This is a genomic window from Granulicella aggregans, assembly GCF_014203275.1.
Lineage (GTDB): Bacteria > Acidobacteriota > Terriglobia > Terriglobales > Acidobacteriaceae > Edaphobacter.
In genome coordinates this window covers 1-14037 of record NZ_JACHIP010000005.1, presented here as the reverse complement: position 1 = coordinate 14037, position 14037 = coordinate 1, and the positions used below count along the sequence as shown (strand labels likewise).

Here is a 14037-nt window from a genome sequence, read left to right as displayed (position 1 = left end):
GTGAGCAAATAGTTGGGGTAATAGCCCACACCGGTAGGTCTCACGCCAGCGAATCCCTGATGAGCTACGCTAGGGGTATTGGTTGAGAAGCGAATAGGGGCAAGATCGAATGTTGGAATTGAGCACATCGTCCGTTCGGCCGGTTGTTGAGCAGCGGCTCGCCGTTGATCTCTTTCTTGGCGGCGGCAACCTCCGTATCGACGCCTTTGCTGGAACGGGGAAGACCACTACATTGAGGTTATTAGCTGAAAGCAAGCCTTATCGCGCTCTGTACCTAGCTTTCAACCGATCTATTGCAATCGAGGCTCAGCAGAGCTTCCCTTCGCACGTCAAGTGCGCCACGACGCACTCAGTCGCATTCGGTGCAGTTCGCAAGAGCCTGGGTTACCCGGAATGGAAGCTCACTGAGAGCCTGTCACCAAACTTGATCCTCCGAGCGTTCCGCTTACCAGAAACAATCACTTTCCATTCGGGAGTTGTGCTGGAACAGAGGTCCTACGCAGCGATTCTCCGCGATGGGATTAAACGATTTTTACAGAGCAGTGATGAGGTCCCCAAGGCAGTCCACGTTCCTTGCTATGGTGTTCTTGACCGATTGACCCTGGAACAGTTCGACAGCTTCGCCAAGCAGGTAACTGAACACCTTGGTTATCTCTGGGGGAGCATGCTTGAACATTCCAGCGGTTTGCCGCTGGGGCATGATGGTTATCTTAAACTTTGGGCACTATCCAATCCTAAAGCCACGGCTGATTACATCATGGTGGATGAAGCACAAGACCTCAACCCAGTCCTGTTGGAGGTGCTCAATCGATTTAAGTGTCAGATTGTCTATGTGGGCGACGTGCATCAGCAAATCTATGAGTGGCGCGGAGCTGTGAACGCTATGGAACAAGCCCATACGCGCCACCGCTGCCTGCTCTCCCAGTCTTTTCGCTTTGGCCCGGAGATCGCGGCAGCCGCGACGATTGTGCTCCGTAGCTTAGGCGCGCGAGAAGCCCTTCGGGGTGCTCCGACTCTGATATCCCATATTGGTCGCGTCAGGCCGAACGCCCTCCTTTCACGAACTAATGCGGGCGTAATAGCGAATGTCCTCCGCTGCCTCGCTCGGAATCTGCGCTGTGCTGTGGTTGGTGGAACGAGCGAACTGGAGCGTATCCTTACCGACGTGCAACGAGTGAAACAGGATCAGCCAGGACAGTCTCCAGAGTTGGTCGGCTTTCAAGGCTGGAAGGATGTGATGAGCTTCAGCACTCGGCCGGAAGGTGAGGGGCTCAGGGCGCTGGTAAGTCTGGTTCAGGAGCACGACGAAACCCGTATGCTGCGAGCGCTTTCTCAATGCGAACAGAGTGAGTCGACGGCGCAGGTCATCTGCTCCACCGCCCATCGGGCCAAGGGGCGGGAATGGAATTATGTGCACCTAGACTCGGACTTTGAGGCTGGCTTTGGGAGGGCTGCCCGCCTTGCTCCCGCAGAGCGAGCTAAAGTCATCGCGTCAGAGGCGCGTTTGCTATATGTCGCGATGACGCGAGCTCGGCTTGGAGTTCAACTGCCGCGTCAGATCGCGAAACGATTTGGAATCCGCAACACCACGACAGATATCCTAGGATAAGCCATGATTTCACTCTACACTCACTAGGCGAATTTGTGACCCTTTTCAATATGGGCGGCGTATGAGCGCGGACCAGAAATAGGCCGGCCTCGCGGGATACTGAATTTCGAAGTAAAGATGGACCTCAGCGCGCCGCACGAGCGTAAGCGTGTGGTCTGCATTCAACTAAAAGGATCGTCTAATCCTTATGCATCAAGGGAGGCTTTAGTTAGCGCCCTGTATGGGGCGCATATACTTCAACTTAGTGATTGGTGATGATGTTTGGATGACTGAGCTTGATCTGGGCGCTAAGTTGGGGGTTGGGCCTCGCGGTGCCGTAGCGCAGCGGAGCGTCGGCGGGTGTTTGAGGGGACGTTGAAAGCGGGTGCTCGGTTGCGAAGGTCGCTCTGAAGCATGAGGACAACGCGAGCCAGGTCCCCCAGTGGCGCGCTTGTATCGGAATGGCAAGCTGGGCGCGGCGTCGAAGGACCCGATAAATTTATTGCAGGTGAGCGTAGCCGACGACAGTGAGTATGCGAAGTCCGAGGACGTAGAAGTGATTCGACCACGTTTGTGCGCGATTCATATCAAATTGCCGGGAGAGATCCGGATCAGCCTCGGAGGCAGTGTCGAATAGGATCTAATTATGCACTGTACTTAAGGAGTCTTCGTTCGTAATCTCGCTCCCGGCAGGAACACTGATTTGTATCGCGGCGGGCGCGACGGACATACGGCGCTGCTTTCACGGGCTTAGCATCCAGTTGCAGACAGTGCTTGGACAGCAGCCGCTGTCGGGCCACGTCATCGTTTTTCGTGGAAGAAGCTGGGCCGACCGATGCAGAACGGCCACGTAGAGAGCTTCCATGGCATGCTGCGCGACGAGTGCCTCAACGCAACCTGGTTCCGGACTCTCAACGATGTCCGGTGTACTCTGGAAACCTGGCGTGAAGAGTTCAACTGCGAGCGGCCTCATAGCTCGCTGGACGACCGCACCCCCAACGAGTTCCGCAAAACCCTCGAAGGGAGAGGGACTATGGCCCCTCTCCCTTCGCCAACCATAATCATCAACTAAACAGAGAAACTCTAGTTATGATTGGGTGAGAAAAGAGGGCAGGTCACACCCACATATCGCTGCGTGGATTCACAACTCTGACGGACTTTATAGGAACGGCCCAGACCACACGTTTACCGATATCAGGATGATGAAAGCCGAGAAAGCTCAGCTCTTCTCCTGTGAGCGAGTGACCAACAAGTGTGGACCGCGCCGGTGATCCCGTAACAGTGGCGCCTGCCAGTGAGCTTTGTAGCGAACTTGTCGAACACATGAGCAAATATTGCCGGTGTGTGAGCGAGGCTGGGAGGGAGTTCAGCGACTGAGCGCGTCGCGGAAGGCACTCGCTCCCCGTCAACTCCATGCCCTACTTGATCTTTGCATCGAGGGCTGTCGATCCGGAAGTTCCGTACTCTCGCACCAGTGCGTCGAGCAGAACGGATTGGCCCCAGATCAGACCTCGGGCAGTTCCTCCGGCCCTACTACTGTTCCAGTAAAGGAACAATATTCTTCGTTGATGAGCGTATGGTAAGCGTCCTGTGTGGGCCGCATGTACTTCGACATCGTGAGTGGTGATGATGTTTGGATGATTGAGCTTGATCTGGGGGCTGGATTAGGGTTTGGATCTCGTCGGCGTCGTAGCGCAGCGGAGCGTCGCCGAGTGGTAGAGGAGACGTTGGAAGCGGGTGCTTCGGTGGCGAAGGTTGCGCTGAAGCACGGGGTCAACGCGAACCAGGTGTTTCAGTGGCGGCGTTTGTATCGGGACGGCAACCTCGGGGCCATAGCGCAGAGTAACGTGAAGTTGCTTCCGGTGAGTTCGGGCTCGATTCATATTGAGTTGCCGGGCGAGATCCGGATCAGCCTCGAAGGCTGTGTTGATCCCGCCATCGTGCGTGCTGTGCTGAAGAGCTTGCGCTCGTGATTGCGCTACCTGCGGGTACGAAGATCTGGATCGCGGCTGGAGTGACGGACATGCGTCGCGGCTTTCATGGGCTCAGCGCCCAGGTGCAGACCGTACTTGAACAGCAGCCGCTGTCAGGCCATGTATTCGTTTTTCGCGGCAGGCGCGGAGACATTTTGAAGGTCCTATGGTTCGATGGAGACGGTCTGTGTCTGCTTGCCGAGCGGCTCGAACGGGGGCGCTTCGTATGGCCGCAGGCAAGCAGCGGCACCGTCTCTCTAAGCCGTGCACAGCTGTCGATGCTGCTTGAAGGAATCGACTGGAGAGCGCCCGTCAGGACCGCAGAACAGGTGATGAGTGTTTGAGGTTTTATCCAGTTTTTATAAGGGTTTTTTCTGCTAATCGCCTCTACTCTTGTGGCATACTGCCTTCATGTTCTCCGCCTTCAACCTGCCCGATCTGGACACTCTCGATCCCGCCGCGTTGAAGATGATGTTGATCGATCAGCATGAGAGATACACGGCAGCGTTGACCTCGCGCAGCAGCGAGATCGAGCGTCTCGTGCTGCTGGTCGAGAAGCTGCAACGGATGCTCATCGGCGCGAAGAGCGAAAAGGTTCTTCGCCAGATCGACCAGTTTGAGTTGCAGTTGGAAGAACTGCAGGCGGCCAGCGCCATAGGAGAGTTGAAGTCCGTCGTTCCAGCAGACCGGCCTGCACCGGCCAAGCCCTTCCGCCGACCTCTGCCCGAGCACCTTCCTCGAGAAGTCCATACCCACATGCCAGATCATGAGGCGTGCCCAGAGTGCGGCGGCAGGCTGAGGGAACTCGGCGAAGACGTCGCCGAGATGCTGGAGTACGTTCGCGCCAGCTTCAAGGTTCTTCGTCATGTGCGTCCGAAGTTGAGCTGCGATGCCTGCGACCGGATCGTGCAGGCACCGGCACCGTAGAGGCCTATCGATCGTGGTCTCGCGGGACCAGGCCTACTCGCGCATGTGCTGACCTCGAAGTATGTCGACCATCTTCCGCTCTACCGGCAGTCAGAGATCTATGCTCGCGAAGGCGTCGACCTTGACCGCTCCACGTTGGCCGGATGGGTTGGAGCAACCAGTGAGTTGCTTGCGTCGCTGGTCGCAGCCGTCCGCGATCATGTTATGGCGGCAAGCAAGCTCCATGCCGACGACACGCCGGTACCTGTACTCGCTCCAGGCAACGGCCGGACCAAGACAGGAAGACTCTGGACTTATGTTCGCGACGACCGGCCATCGGGCGACACGGTCGCGCCCGCTGTCTGGTTCGCTTACTCGCCCGATCGCAAGGGGGAGAACCCGCGCCAGCACTTGAAGCTCTACAAGGGCGCTCTCCTGGCTGACGCCTACGCCGGCTTCCAACAGCTCTACGAGTCTGGAACCATCGTCGAAGTTGCGTGCCGAGTAGGTGAGGACGTCTCCGCCCTCACCCCTCACAGACCCGGACGTGCGGATTTCCCGCATCCGGTTCCTCACGGAAGAGCTTCGCTCTCAACGATGTAACGATGGATGATCTTTGCTGAAGGAAGAGGCGCCACCTTGTCTTCGAAGGTTGGGATTCCAAGAGGCCGTCGCGTTCCATCCGCCTTGGGTATGTACACCCTGCGCACCGGTGGAGCCTTATAACTGCCGGATCGAATACGCTCAAGGAGGTTCTTGAGGTTCTCCTCCAGGTTCGTTTCATACTCCGCAGCCGTGGCTCCATCGATACCGGGCGCACCACTCTTGCGCGTCAGTCGGTAGGCTTTCCCGATCCATTCCAAATCGATGACGTGGCTCAGCGAGTACAGCGCCACGCCGGGTTTGTTCCTCGCCAGTTCCGCTATCTGCTGCCGTTTCGTGTACAGGTTTATAGAGTCCAGAGTCTCCTCCCATGTTTCCCGTCAACAGCTCTCTTCCATGGCGTCTCCCTTCTTTCCACCGGGTCCCCTCGATCAGGTTCCCCAGCTTCGGCGATACTACGGTGAAGCTACGCCATCCTGCACTGCATACCGGTCGCTTATGGTTTCGCTCCCAGATTCCGCGCTTCCCTCACTCGATTCGTGGATCGCTTACGCGCTCCTGTCAGACCGGAGGCGGTCTTTTCAGGCCAGGGGCATTTCGACGCCGACGTCCCCCATTCCGGCTTCCCTGCGTGGACAGCACAGGACTTCTCAGATTCCTTGGCATTCCATCCATACCTCTGCCATGCTCCAAGACCCCGGCCAGACCCAGACGACCTCGCCGATAACGGTCGTCTCGATATTGCCCCCGCACCCAACACAACGAAGGCTCTGACGATGCATGATTTCGTGGCCAAGCACATGGCTTCAATACCCGCTGTCTACGCTTCACGAACAGAGTTACCCCTGCCCATGCAAGACTCGCTTTCGGCTGGCCGGCTAGCCTCTGCCGCGAGGGAGTCGAACCCTCTGGAATGCTACAAAAGGTTTCCGTGTTGTCTTAAATCACTTCCCCCCTTCCAAGGCTTACCCTGACGCAAGCTGGGCACGTGCGCGACGCAAGTTCCACATGAGATCCACATCGCCCATGCCTCCCCCACTACAGCCGAAGCCATCGAGCGCATCGCTGCTCTCTGCGCCATCGAAGCACAGATCCGTGGATCTTCGCCAGAGATCAGGAAGACCATCCGCCAGGCCAGGGCCAGGCCGCTGATCGGCTCCAAGCACACCTGGCTTGAAGATACACTTGCGAAGCTCTCACGCAAGTCCGACACGGCTGCGGCGATCCGCTACGCCCTCTCTCGCGCTGGCCTGCACTCACTCGCTATATCGACGATGGAACCATCGAGATCGACAACAACGCTGCAGAACGAGCGCTGCGCGTCGTCGCTCTGGGCCGCAAGAACTACCTCTTTGCCGGATCAAATGCAGGCGGCGAACGAGCCGCCAACATCCACTCGCTGCTCGGATCAGCTAAGCTCAACGGCCTCGACCCGGAGCTCTATCTCCACCATGTCCTGGCCCGCATCGTAGACCACCCCATCACCACCATCGACCAACTCCTGCCCTGGAACGTCACCCTCACACCACAAACAACCAGTCACGAATATGTGCCCACATAAAATTATGTGGACACATAACGACAAGTGACACCCCTCAAAACCCTAAATTCCTTGAGAACGGCCAACACCCCACGCTTACCCTGGGAAAACGGCTACGGCGAGAGCTTAAACTCCAAGCTGCGCGATGAGTTCCTGAACGGAGAGATCTTCTACTCGATGAAGGAGATCAGGATTCTCGCAGAACGCTCGAGAGTCCACTACAACCATCCGGCCACACTCGTCACTGGGAAATCGGCCACCAGCACCCGAGACGCGGGAAACCAAAACAGGGTATGGAGAAGTGGAAAGCAAAGAACGCTTTCCACTTCCCCACACCCTCGACAGCGGCTACTTGACCTCAAAAGAAGCTGCGCTACACTGACACTCCGCGGTACAAAAGATCGGGCAGGCCCCTCCAAGATTTAAGGGTGAACTCTGAATATCTTCACACGATCATCGCCGCTCATTTTATTTCCGGATTTTCCCGAATGGATTTCCTGATTGTCTGCCATGGCACTACTCTACGTTCGAAGTTCTTTAGAGCCTTCTCGAGTACGGTCTTGGAGTCATATAAATCCGCAATTTCCTTACAGGTTCCGCACCGATCATTAATAAAATCTTTTCCCTTAGTACTTGGGTCGTAATTCGGATGCCGATCACATTTAGCTTTTACTTTCCCATTCATTCGTATCCTAAAATTGAACTTTAACAAGTTCTTCTCCTTTGGGGAAGCTATTACGTGGAATTAGATCTAGCCATTTGACGATAATCGTATCAGAAAGCAAGATTTAAAATAAATCGTTTATTTACGTAATCCCATTGAGGTCTCCCAATGAGCGGAGGATTTACCAAACGCATTCATCAAGTCACGCCTCATTTCCGCCAAATGGACGCGATGGTTTCCGGAAGCATTCGACTAGCTTCTTGAACCCGGTCACTTCCATCAAATCTGCACCCCGACCATGGGAGGCCATCAGCACAATCCGAGTCGGCAAGGTGTCGGTGACAAAAAAGCGCGGAACTAGAAACGTAAAAGATTCCAAAATGAGCAGATCAAAAGAGTGCGGTGCCAGAATGCGTCGCAAGAAATCGGCACGGTATCAGGATAAAAACGTTACCGATGTGTTCACCGCTATAGTGAAAGATATCTATCGCTTCTCAAAAACATGCGAAGGTTGCGATAGAAGCAAAAGAGGGACGAGATATTCGGAGGTAGCCAGGATCGGGGGGGGGGAGCCATGATTGTATAGATATGAATGCCCCTGTATTCTTAGACTGTGCAAATAACAGTGATTCTATCGAATAAGAACGAGCGCTTTTATAGGCGCCATTGCGTTGCCATACAGAGCTATCCAAGTCAAGTATTGTCCTACTGTTGCCAAGACCGAAGCTCCGTTGCATGAGGCACCGCAACTCGCAAAACTGAAAATAGAGTCCGTACTCTGACCAGCCTGCGCGGTTAAGCAAAACCTCAATCCATGAGCGATCATAAAGTTCCGCTATGTACTCCAACAGATCTCTAACGTAGAGAGAATTAAGAACAACCGGTGTCTCGCTGTAAAAACTGTTGCGAGGCTCCGGGCTAGCATTCATCTTTAGGAGCGTGGCTGAGTTGCTATATCTCTCCCGCTTTCTCTTGAGTTCCGTTGCCGCAAACGACGCGGTATAGAGTGCTTCATAGGTCTCTGTGGTCTCAACGCCAGTGTTGGCTTTTCCATTAAAAACAAAGTCTGAGAGTTTACATGGACGAATGCAAAGAATATCGCAATCTAAAGTTAAGTAAAACGTGGAATCCGTCTCGAAGGCAAACGCAAGCTTTATCGCCTGCTGAATTCTCCATCCGAAACTCCCAAGGGAAAACCCGCGCTGCCGGGCAACTGTTTTAGCAGGTACCTCTCCTCTTCTATTACTGAATATCGCGCGTCACTAGTGACCTGCGTAAGAATTGCAGACGCCCTGGTGACATCTTGAACCGGGCAGACAATGAGGAATGATCCCAAATCGCTTTGCCTGAAGCATCGAAGAAAACTAATCAGGAAGCGTTCGAGGCGTAGGAAATTAACCTCGCTTGTGTCGGAGCGCCAATAAACATATTTATTACCGAATGAAGACTCATTTAGAGACAGGGGCAAGACAAAGCTAATCTTATCTCCCAGCATCTTAGGTACAAATTGAGGAGAGGTCATCTGCCAGGCACCATACAGAAGGGCAACGAAGACCAGCGCCAACCTTGCTCTAGGGACAGAGCTGAGTCCTGATATCTGCTGACGCCAGATGCAATGCGTTTTGGGGATATGCCATACTGTTCGATGTCATAACGTGTAATGGATGAAGTGCTTGTGAAAGGTTCTCGACGTCCCGCTCTCCTTTCTTTCGTTGCAATCCGGGCCGCAATACCTGAGATAACCTGTTGCTCTGCATGAAGCATTGATGTCTGCTTTTTGTGGAGCCGATATTGTGACAAGACGGTGGGCATATTTTCGACATGAAGCCCGTCGCTGAATCGTAAAAAAAGGTCGTAGTCCTCTGCATGAGTATATGTTAGGCGGTAGTAATTAGCGTTTATAATAGCCTGACGCCTCATCATGACCGTTGTGTGAGATACGCAACAGTCAATAAGCAAGAAGTCTTGTAGCCCCTGGTTCAGAGTCGGCCAGAGCATTGTAAACAGTAAATGACCATCTTTGTCGATGCACTCAATGTGTCCACCGACGATAGTGACAGACGGGTTTTGATCAAGAAACTCCACTTGCATCTCGAGTCGGGAGCAGACGGCGATATCGTCGCTGTCAAGTCGCGCAATATATGTGCCAGTGGCCATGGCGCACCCATAATTCAAGGCGGGAACTAAACCGTAGGAGGGCGATCGAAGTAACCGGATGCGACCGTCTGATAGCGCACTGCGTTGCGCAATGGTCGGACTATTGTCATCAGAGTGATCATCTATTAATAAGAGTTCCCAATTGCGAAAGGTTTGCTCTTGAATACTCCTAATGGCTTCAAAGAGGAACACTTCTTCATTCCTGTAAGCCATTACAACCGAAACTACAGGCCCGCGTTTTGGTATACTCTCCATGTGTGGTCATGGTATTATAACGATTCGCTAGTGTCTATTCAGAGATTGCATAATGCAGTAAGGCGATGAGTGGCAAGCGATTGCAGCAAGAAGCTCCCAATTACTAGGAGAACGCATGAGTATACCAGCGCCAGACGGCATATCATTCAGTGCGGTGTGTCAATACGTTTGCCAACTGTGGTCGGAGGTTTTGAGGGTAGATGATGTCGCCCTAGATTCTCATTTTCTGGATCTAGGAGGTGATTCGCTCAGCGCCATGCTCTGTATTTCTAGAATTCGGTCAGCGTATGGGATAGAATTATCGTTCGAGGATTTTCTCGCTCCTGATACCGGAACCGTTCGGGGAATCGCTTCGGAGGTAACCGCTGACTCTGGCAAACACTGACATGTTCATAGGTGGGCTAGAGCCTTGACTGGATCGGGCGATTCATCGTATTCATCAGGCATTCATAGAAACCGTACTTGTTGGGCACCATTGCACAATTGCGTAGGCCCAGGAAATGCCCCACTCCGAAGCCCACAAGCATTATCTTGTCTCGATCTTTGATCTTGCCTTGCAGTACGAGATGCTTCAGCGCATTCGTTTGACCCGTCACCACTTAGCCCTTGTGTGAGGCTTAAGTCAAACAAGAAGCGGAAGAGCTTTAGTTATAGTCAAGAGCGCCTACCGTGTTGGCGGGGCCGAACATCGCCTACAACAAATGGAGTGGCTTATCTCCTATGCCGTTGGATGAGTTGGTTTAGCGCAGCTTTTCAGAGTTCAAGTAGCCGCCGTCGGGGGGCCGGAGAAAGATCTCTGGCCCATTGTCCGAGCGAAGGTGTTCCGGCACGCCCTTCATCACAATCATATCGGCCAGCGCAGAGATGACCCTGGAACTGAACCCGCGGCGTTCTCCACACACCAGTAATCTCTCGCGCGTGTTCGTCGATCAGGTTGAGAAGCCGTTACGCTGCGGCCATCATGCGTCCGAGCGCTGACGAAGTCGTAGCTCCATGCCATGAGTTTCAGCTGAGCCGAGATGAGATCTAAGAATGGCTTGAATATCGTCTCTGCGAAAATCTTCCAATTCGTAGATCTTGTTATGTGGAAGGTAGGTATTCATCTTAGATGACCTTAACATAGCTATGTTGTAGGGGAGGGTGTATAATGCCATGCTGGACTCGCCAATTAATGCATCCTCTGGAACGCCTAAGAGATGACAGTGTTTAAGGAAAATCGGATTTGGCGTACACAATGGATTATATCTGTCGAGGGCAACTGAGGAAATTGATCCAGCTGATTTGCGAGATAAAGTAATTTGTCCTGCAACTGTCTGTGTATTTTCGGATCTATGTAAGAGATAGTCCCGTTTAGGGCAGCCAGCAGGGCCCCGATCGATAGTTTGGGATCTAACAGGGCTAGCTGCTCCGCTCCGTCTAGCAACTCTGAGACCATAAAATTTGTTTGGGTCTTCCGTTGCATTCGGTCGATCGGCAACTGGCGCCGAAGGAGATCACGCGCTCCGTCACCAAGGTACTGGTGAAGCCTGGGCGAAGACCACTGGTTGACGGAGATAGATATTGTCTTCGAGCGAACGTGGTGCCACCAAAAGGGCGGAAGAAATAGTAGTTGTCCTGGACCCAACGTGACTTTGATCGGGGTCGCAAGCAAAAATTGGGGGTGACGTTCAAGATCGGGATCGCTAAAATCAACAAAGCTTAGATGCGGTAGCAAGCTATCTGGAGGAAAGGGATAGAGATAAGGGGTATCTGCGGGACTGAAGAGTGTAATTTCTTTGTAACCGTATATCTGGCCAAAAACATTTATCGAAGGATCGTAATGCAATGGGGAGGAGACGTCCGCAGATCCAAACCAAATGTTTATTCCTTCATCTGTTGTTGTCCAGCGCTCAATGTCATTTAGAAGTTCTGGAAGTTTCTGACTAATGCTTTGTTGACTTATATAAAACCTCGTTTGAGCGTCGTGGTTTTGAGAAATTATGAGGGCAGCCTCCCTGAAAGACACATTTTTGATAATCTTGCGAGTATCTGGATGTGAAGGCAATCCATCTGGGTTTATCCCAAAACTACCATCAAGAGAAATAGTGAGGTCTACCTGCCTGCTAGGAACGAGATTCGCAATGTCTTCCGGGTTCCATTTTTTGACTGCCGGCCAGTTCTTTGCTCCGTCAATGACATGGATCGGTAATGTGCCATTCAGGGAATCCTTTGAGAACTGTAAGCGATCAATAATACTCAACGGCATATCATGGTTTAGCATTAGTAGCCCTCGTGAATCGGATTGGTTTGAGATTGAGTAGTAGGTCCCGTAGCAGTCAGATACGAGTCATTGCAAAGAACTTTTTGTTCAGCCAGTTGAGCTGTGCATCCTTCGATCAACCTCATGTAACCGCAAATCGTGTTGCTCGGACGAGTGGTATGTGGATTGACGGTGGTCATTGTGGGAGGCCATCTTTAATGATCTGGGCTAGCTCATGGACATATGGGACCTTGAGCAGTTGAAAATGGTTGGCGAAAAGTCTCTTGTTCGTGAGCCTTGGGGCAAACTTTCTCCAGCGTGTGAGCACATCCTCTTGTTGGGAGGCCGCCGTCTCGAATGGGCGCATAGGATCCTCCGCTGAAACGAGAAGAACTTCGCCCATGTAGGGGGCTTTCGGTGCGTAAGTAGTTCGAAGTGAAGCCGCGAGATTGCGGATCGGCGCATAAAGGATTTCAGGAGTGGAACGTGATGGCAGCATTTTAGCAGCCACCATGCGCCGATGGATCAGAGATAATTGTGTGGCGTGGCTGCGGGATCTAAGGAGGGCATCATCGATGCCAAGGCTAACACCGCCCGAGAGCTCGCAAGCTCTGATCCATTCTGATAGAACCTCCAAATGAGTGAGCTCATGGACGACGGCTGGGTCATTATCGGGCGGTTCAGTATCGACTAACAGCAATGCGGGGGCCTCCGCACCGACATTCTGCAACCGGAGGGCGATTTCGAAAGCAACCCATCCTCCGAAGGAATAACCTATGATTGCGGGAGGGGTCGCGAAGGTTTTTCCCATGGCTTGCAAATAGTCCGTTGCGGCAGTTTCGACATTGCTGTATGGAACGGAAACGTTGTGTTCTAGACTTGGGGGTTGAAGGCCGAAGATAGATCCATCGTGCTTGAGTTCCTGGACGAGGTCGAGAAAAGATGTGATCGCCATTCCGGCTCCGGGGACGAGCAAAAGAGGATACTTCTGTGTCGCTGATCGTTGAATGGTATTAAGCGAGGCCTTTCGGTAGATATGGCTTGCGGGCTCGGATGAAGATAGTAGCAGCCCGGAAAGGAGATTGGCGAGGATCGGTACATTGGGATCATCCATCATCAGGTGATGGGTTCCTGGGACCAAGTGCCGGTGCATCTGTTTCTGTGGCACAACATCCTCCCACCCCTTGAAAGGCTCAGCGGTGGCGGTGTCCGCCGCGATGAAAACGTGAAGGTCTATTGGCAAAGGTTGAGCGCAATATCCAAACAGGGCCTTAGAGAAAATGTGGTCGCGGTGGAGACCAGTGCGGAGTTCTTCGGCGCTCATTAGTGAGTAGGGGTACGGAATGAGATCTTGCTTGTTCAGCGCGGCTACGGTTTGTGTGAAGGAATCTTTCGCGACGGAGGTCGCGATGCGCTCCGAGACGGCGGTGCGTTCCTCTGAAAATAGTCGGGTAAGGACTAGCATTTTTAGCGCTTGGCTACTGTTGAACGGGAGTGAGAACATATGAGGTGAGCCGTTTGATTGTTCCATGTAGTGGGGGGCGTACGTGGCATCAAAGAGACCCAAAAACGATATGTTCTCTCCAGCACCAATTATTTGGTGCGCAACTTCGTACGCGAGGGTTCCACCAAAAGACCAACCGGCTATTCGGTATGGTCCAAAGGGTTGAATACCTCGTATCATCTGCACGAGCTTTGCGGCCATACCCTCAATGGTTAGATTGGCTTGAGTGAGGTCGGTGGGTCCGGGTAGACCGTATAGGGGTATGCGGGAATCGAGATATCGAGCTAGGTTTCGCGCGTAAATGATTTGAGCAGATCCACAGTGTGTTAAGAAAAGGGGCTTCTCATTGTTCGCTCCCCGATGAATACAAACGGCGCTTATCAGAGTTGAGGTCACAAACTTCGAAGTTATGAGCTTCGCCGCGAGGGCTGCCGGGGTGGAATTCGCGAATATGTCAATTACGTCGACCTGAAGATCGAGTCGCCTCATCCGCTCCGTAAGCGAGATGGCTAGCAGGGAGTGACCTCCCAAGGCAAAGAAGTTGTCATGGCGCCCGACACGATCCAGCTTGAGCAACTCCATCCAGAGAGCGGCGATAGCTACCTCGA

Annotated in this window: 12 protein-coding genes and 4 pseudogenes; 9 read left to right on the top strand and 7 right to left on the bottom strand. The window is 53.1% G+C overall.

Annotated features, from left to right (window positions below; all coding sequences use genetic code 11):
• The first annotated feature begins 109 nt into the window (after positions 1–109).
• The 6 genes and pseudogenes from HDF16_RS17305 to tnpC form a co-directional block, all read left to right on the top strand.
• The gene (locus HDF16_RS17305) at positions 110–1609 is read left to right on the top strand and encodes a UvrD-helicase domain-containing protein (protein ID WP_246409253.1); all 1500 of its coding nucleotides are present in this window, start codon (positions 110–112) and stop codon (positions 1607–1609) included.
• Positions 1610–2265: 656 nt separating this feature from the next.
• A complete protein-coding gene (gene tnpB / locus HDF16_RS31895; protein WP_184220725.1) occupies positions 2266–2442 on the top strand; it encodes an IS66 family insertion sequence element accessory protein TnpB in 177 nt (58 codons plus the stop codon).
• The gene (locus tag HDF16_RS17295) at positions 2412–2660 is read left to right on the top strand and encodes an integrase core domain-containing protein (protein ID WP_432432256.1); all 249 of its coding nucleotides are present in this window, start codon (positions 2412–2414) and stop codon (positions 2658–2660) included. Before tnpB (HDF16_RS31895) ends, HDF16_RS17295 begins: the two co-directional genes overlap by 31 nt.
• A 565-nt stretch (positions 2661–3225) precedes the next feature.
• Complete coding sequence (locus tag HDF16_RS17290) at positions 3226–3561, top strand: transposase (RefSeq protein ID WP_184219324.1); 336 nt, start codon at positions 3226–3228, stop codon at positions 3559–3561.
• A complete protein-coding gene (tnpB, locus tag HDF16_RS17285) occupies positions 3558–3905 on the top strand; it encodes an IS66 family insertion sequence element accessory protein TnpB (RefSeq protein WP_184219321.1) in 348 nt (115 codons plus the stop codon). The genes HDF16_RS17290 and tnpB (HDF16_RS17285) overlap by 4 nt, the downstream gene beginning before the upstream one ends.
• Positions 3906–4029: 124 nt before the next feature.
• A pseudogene (tnpC, locus tag HDF16_RS30745) lies at positions 4030–4968 on the top strand (IS66 family transposase); the annotation flags it as partial.
• A gap of 71 nt (positions 4969–5039) precedes the next feature.
• Here the strand turns inward: tnpC and HDF16_RS17270 are convergent.
• The gene (locus HDF16_RS17270) at positions 5040–5363 is read right to left on the bottom strand and encodes a hypothetical protein (protein ID WP_221312865.1); all 324 of its coding nucleotides are present in this window, start codon (positions 5361–5363) and stop codon (positions 5040–5042) included.
• Positions 5364–6045: 682 nt separating this feature from the next.
• Between HDF16_RS17270 and HDF16_RS30740 the strand changes: the two are divergent.
• Positions 6046–6631 (top strand): annotated as a pseudogene (locus HDF16_RS30740) (IS66 family transposase); the annotation flags it as partial.
• A 69-nt stretch (positions 6632–6700) separates the two neighbouring features.
• Positions 6701–6992: pseudogene (locus tag HDF16_RS30735) on the top strand (integrase core domain-containing protein); the annotation flags it as partial.
• Between the two features lie 776 nt (positions 6993–7768).
• Here HDF16_RS30735 and HDF16_RS31890 read toward each other — a convergent pair.
• Genes HDF16_RS31890 through HDF16_RS17250 form a run of 3 tightly spaced genes read right to left on the bottom strand, consistent with a single transcriptional unit; the run spans position 7769 to position 9644 of the window.
• Positions 7769–8443, bottom strand: coding sequence for a DUF6492 family protein (locus HDF16_RS31890; RefSeq protein ID WP_432432255.1), 675 nt, complete (start codon positions 8441–8443; stop codon positions 7769–7771).
• Entirely contained in the window at positions 8428–8769 is a 342-nt protein-coding gene (locus tag HDF16_RS31885) for a DUF6492 family protein (RefSeq protein ID WP_432432254.1), read from the bottom strand. Before HDF16_RS31885 ends, HDF16_RS31890 begins: the two co-directional genes overlap by 16 nt.
• A 23-nt stretch (positions 8770–8792) precedes the next feature.
• Positions 8793–9644, bottom strand: a complete 852-nt coding sequence (locus HDF16_RS17250; RefSeq protein WP_221312863.1) for a glycosyltransferase family 2 protein — start codon at positions 9642–9644, stop codon at positions 8793–8795.
• Between the two features lie 157 nt (positions 9645–9801).
• On the opposite strand from HDF16_RS17250, the gene HDF16_RS31880 reads away from it, so the two are divergent.
• Complete coding sequence (locus HDF16_RS31880; RefSeq protein WP_184219309.1) at positions 9802–10071, top strand: acyl carrier protein; 270 nt, start codon at positions 9802–9804, stop codon at positions 10069–10071.
• A 409-nt stretch (positions 10072–10480) separates the two neighbouring features.
• Here HDF16_RS31880 and HDF16_RS30730 read toward each other — a convergent pair.
• The 3 genes and pseudogenes from HDF16_RS30730 to HDF16_RS17235 all read right to left on the bottom strand — a co-directional run.
• Positions 10481–10680 (bottom strand): annotated as a pseudogene (locus tag HDF16_RS30730) (IS3 family transposase); the annotation flags it as partial.
• A 195-nt stretch (positions 10681–10875) separates the two neighbouring features.
• On the bottom strand, positions 10876–11946 hold the full coding sequence (locus HDF16_RS17240; protein WP_184219306.1) for a cupin-like domain-containing protein: 1071 nt from the start codon (positions 11944–11946) through the stop codon (positions 10876–10878).
• Between the two features lie 175 nt (positions 11947–12121).
• Positions 12122–14037, bottom strand: a 1916-nt coding sequence (locus tag HDF16_RS17235; protein WP_184219302.1) for an alpha/beta fold hydrolase, incomplete at its 5' end; no start/stop codon positions are given.

Bases quoted from the DNA above. Each gene is read 5' to 3' on its own strand.
- HDF16_RS17305 (WP_246409253.1), top strand. From the start codon at position 110: ATGTTGGAATTGAGCACATCGTCCGTTCGGCCGGTTGTTGAGCAGCGG.
- HDF16_RS31885 (WP_432432254.1), bottom strand. From the start codon at position 8,769: ATGCTGGGAGATAAGATTAGCTTTGTCTTGCCCCTGTCTCTAAATGAG.
- HDF16_RS17240 (WP_184219306.1), bottom strand. From the start codon at position 11,946: ATGCTAAACCATGATATGCCGTTGAGTATTATTGATCGCTTACAGTTC.
- HDF16_RS31880 (WP_184219309.1), top strand. From the start codon at position 9,802: ATGAGTATACCAGCGCCAGACGGCATATCATTCAGTGCGGTGTGTCAA.
- HDF16_RS17290 (WP_184219324.1), top strand. From the start codon at position 3,226: ATGATTGAGCTTGATCTGGGGGCTGGATTAGGGTTTGGATCTCGTCGG.
- HDF16_RS17250 (WP_221312863.1), bottom strand. From the start codon at position 9,644: ATGGCTTACAGGAATGAAGAAGTGTTCCTCTTTGAAGCCATTAGGAGT.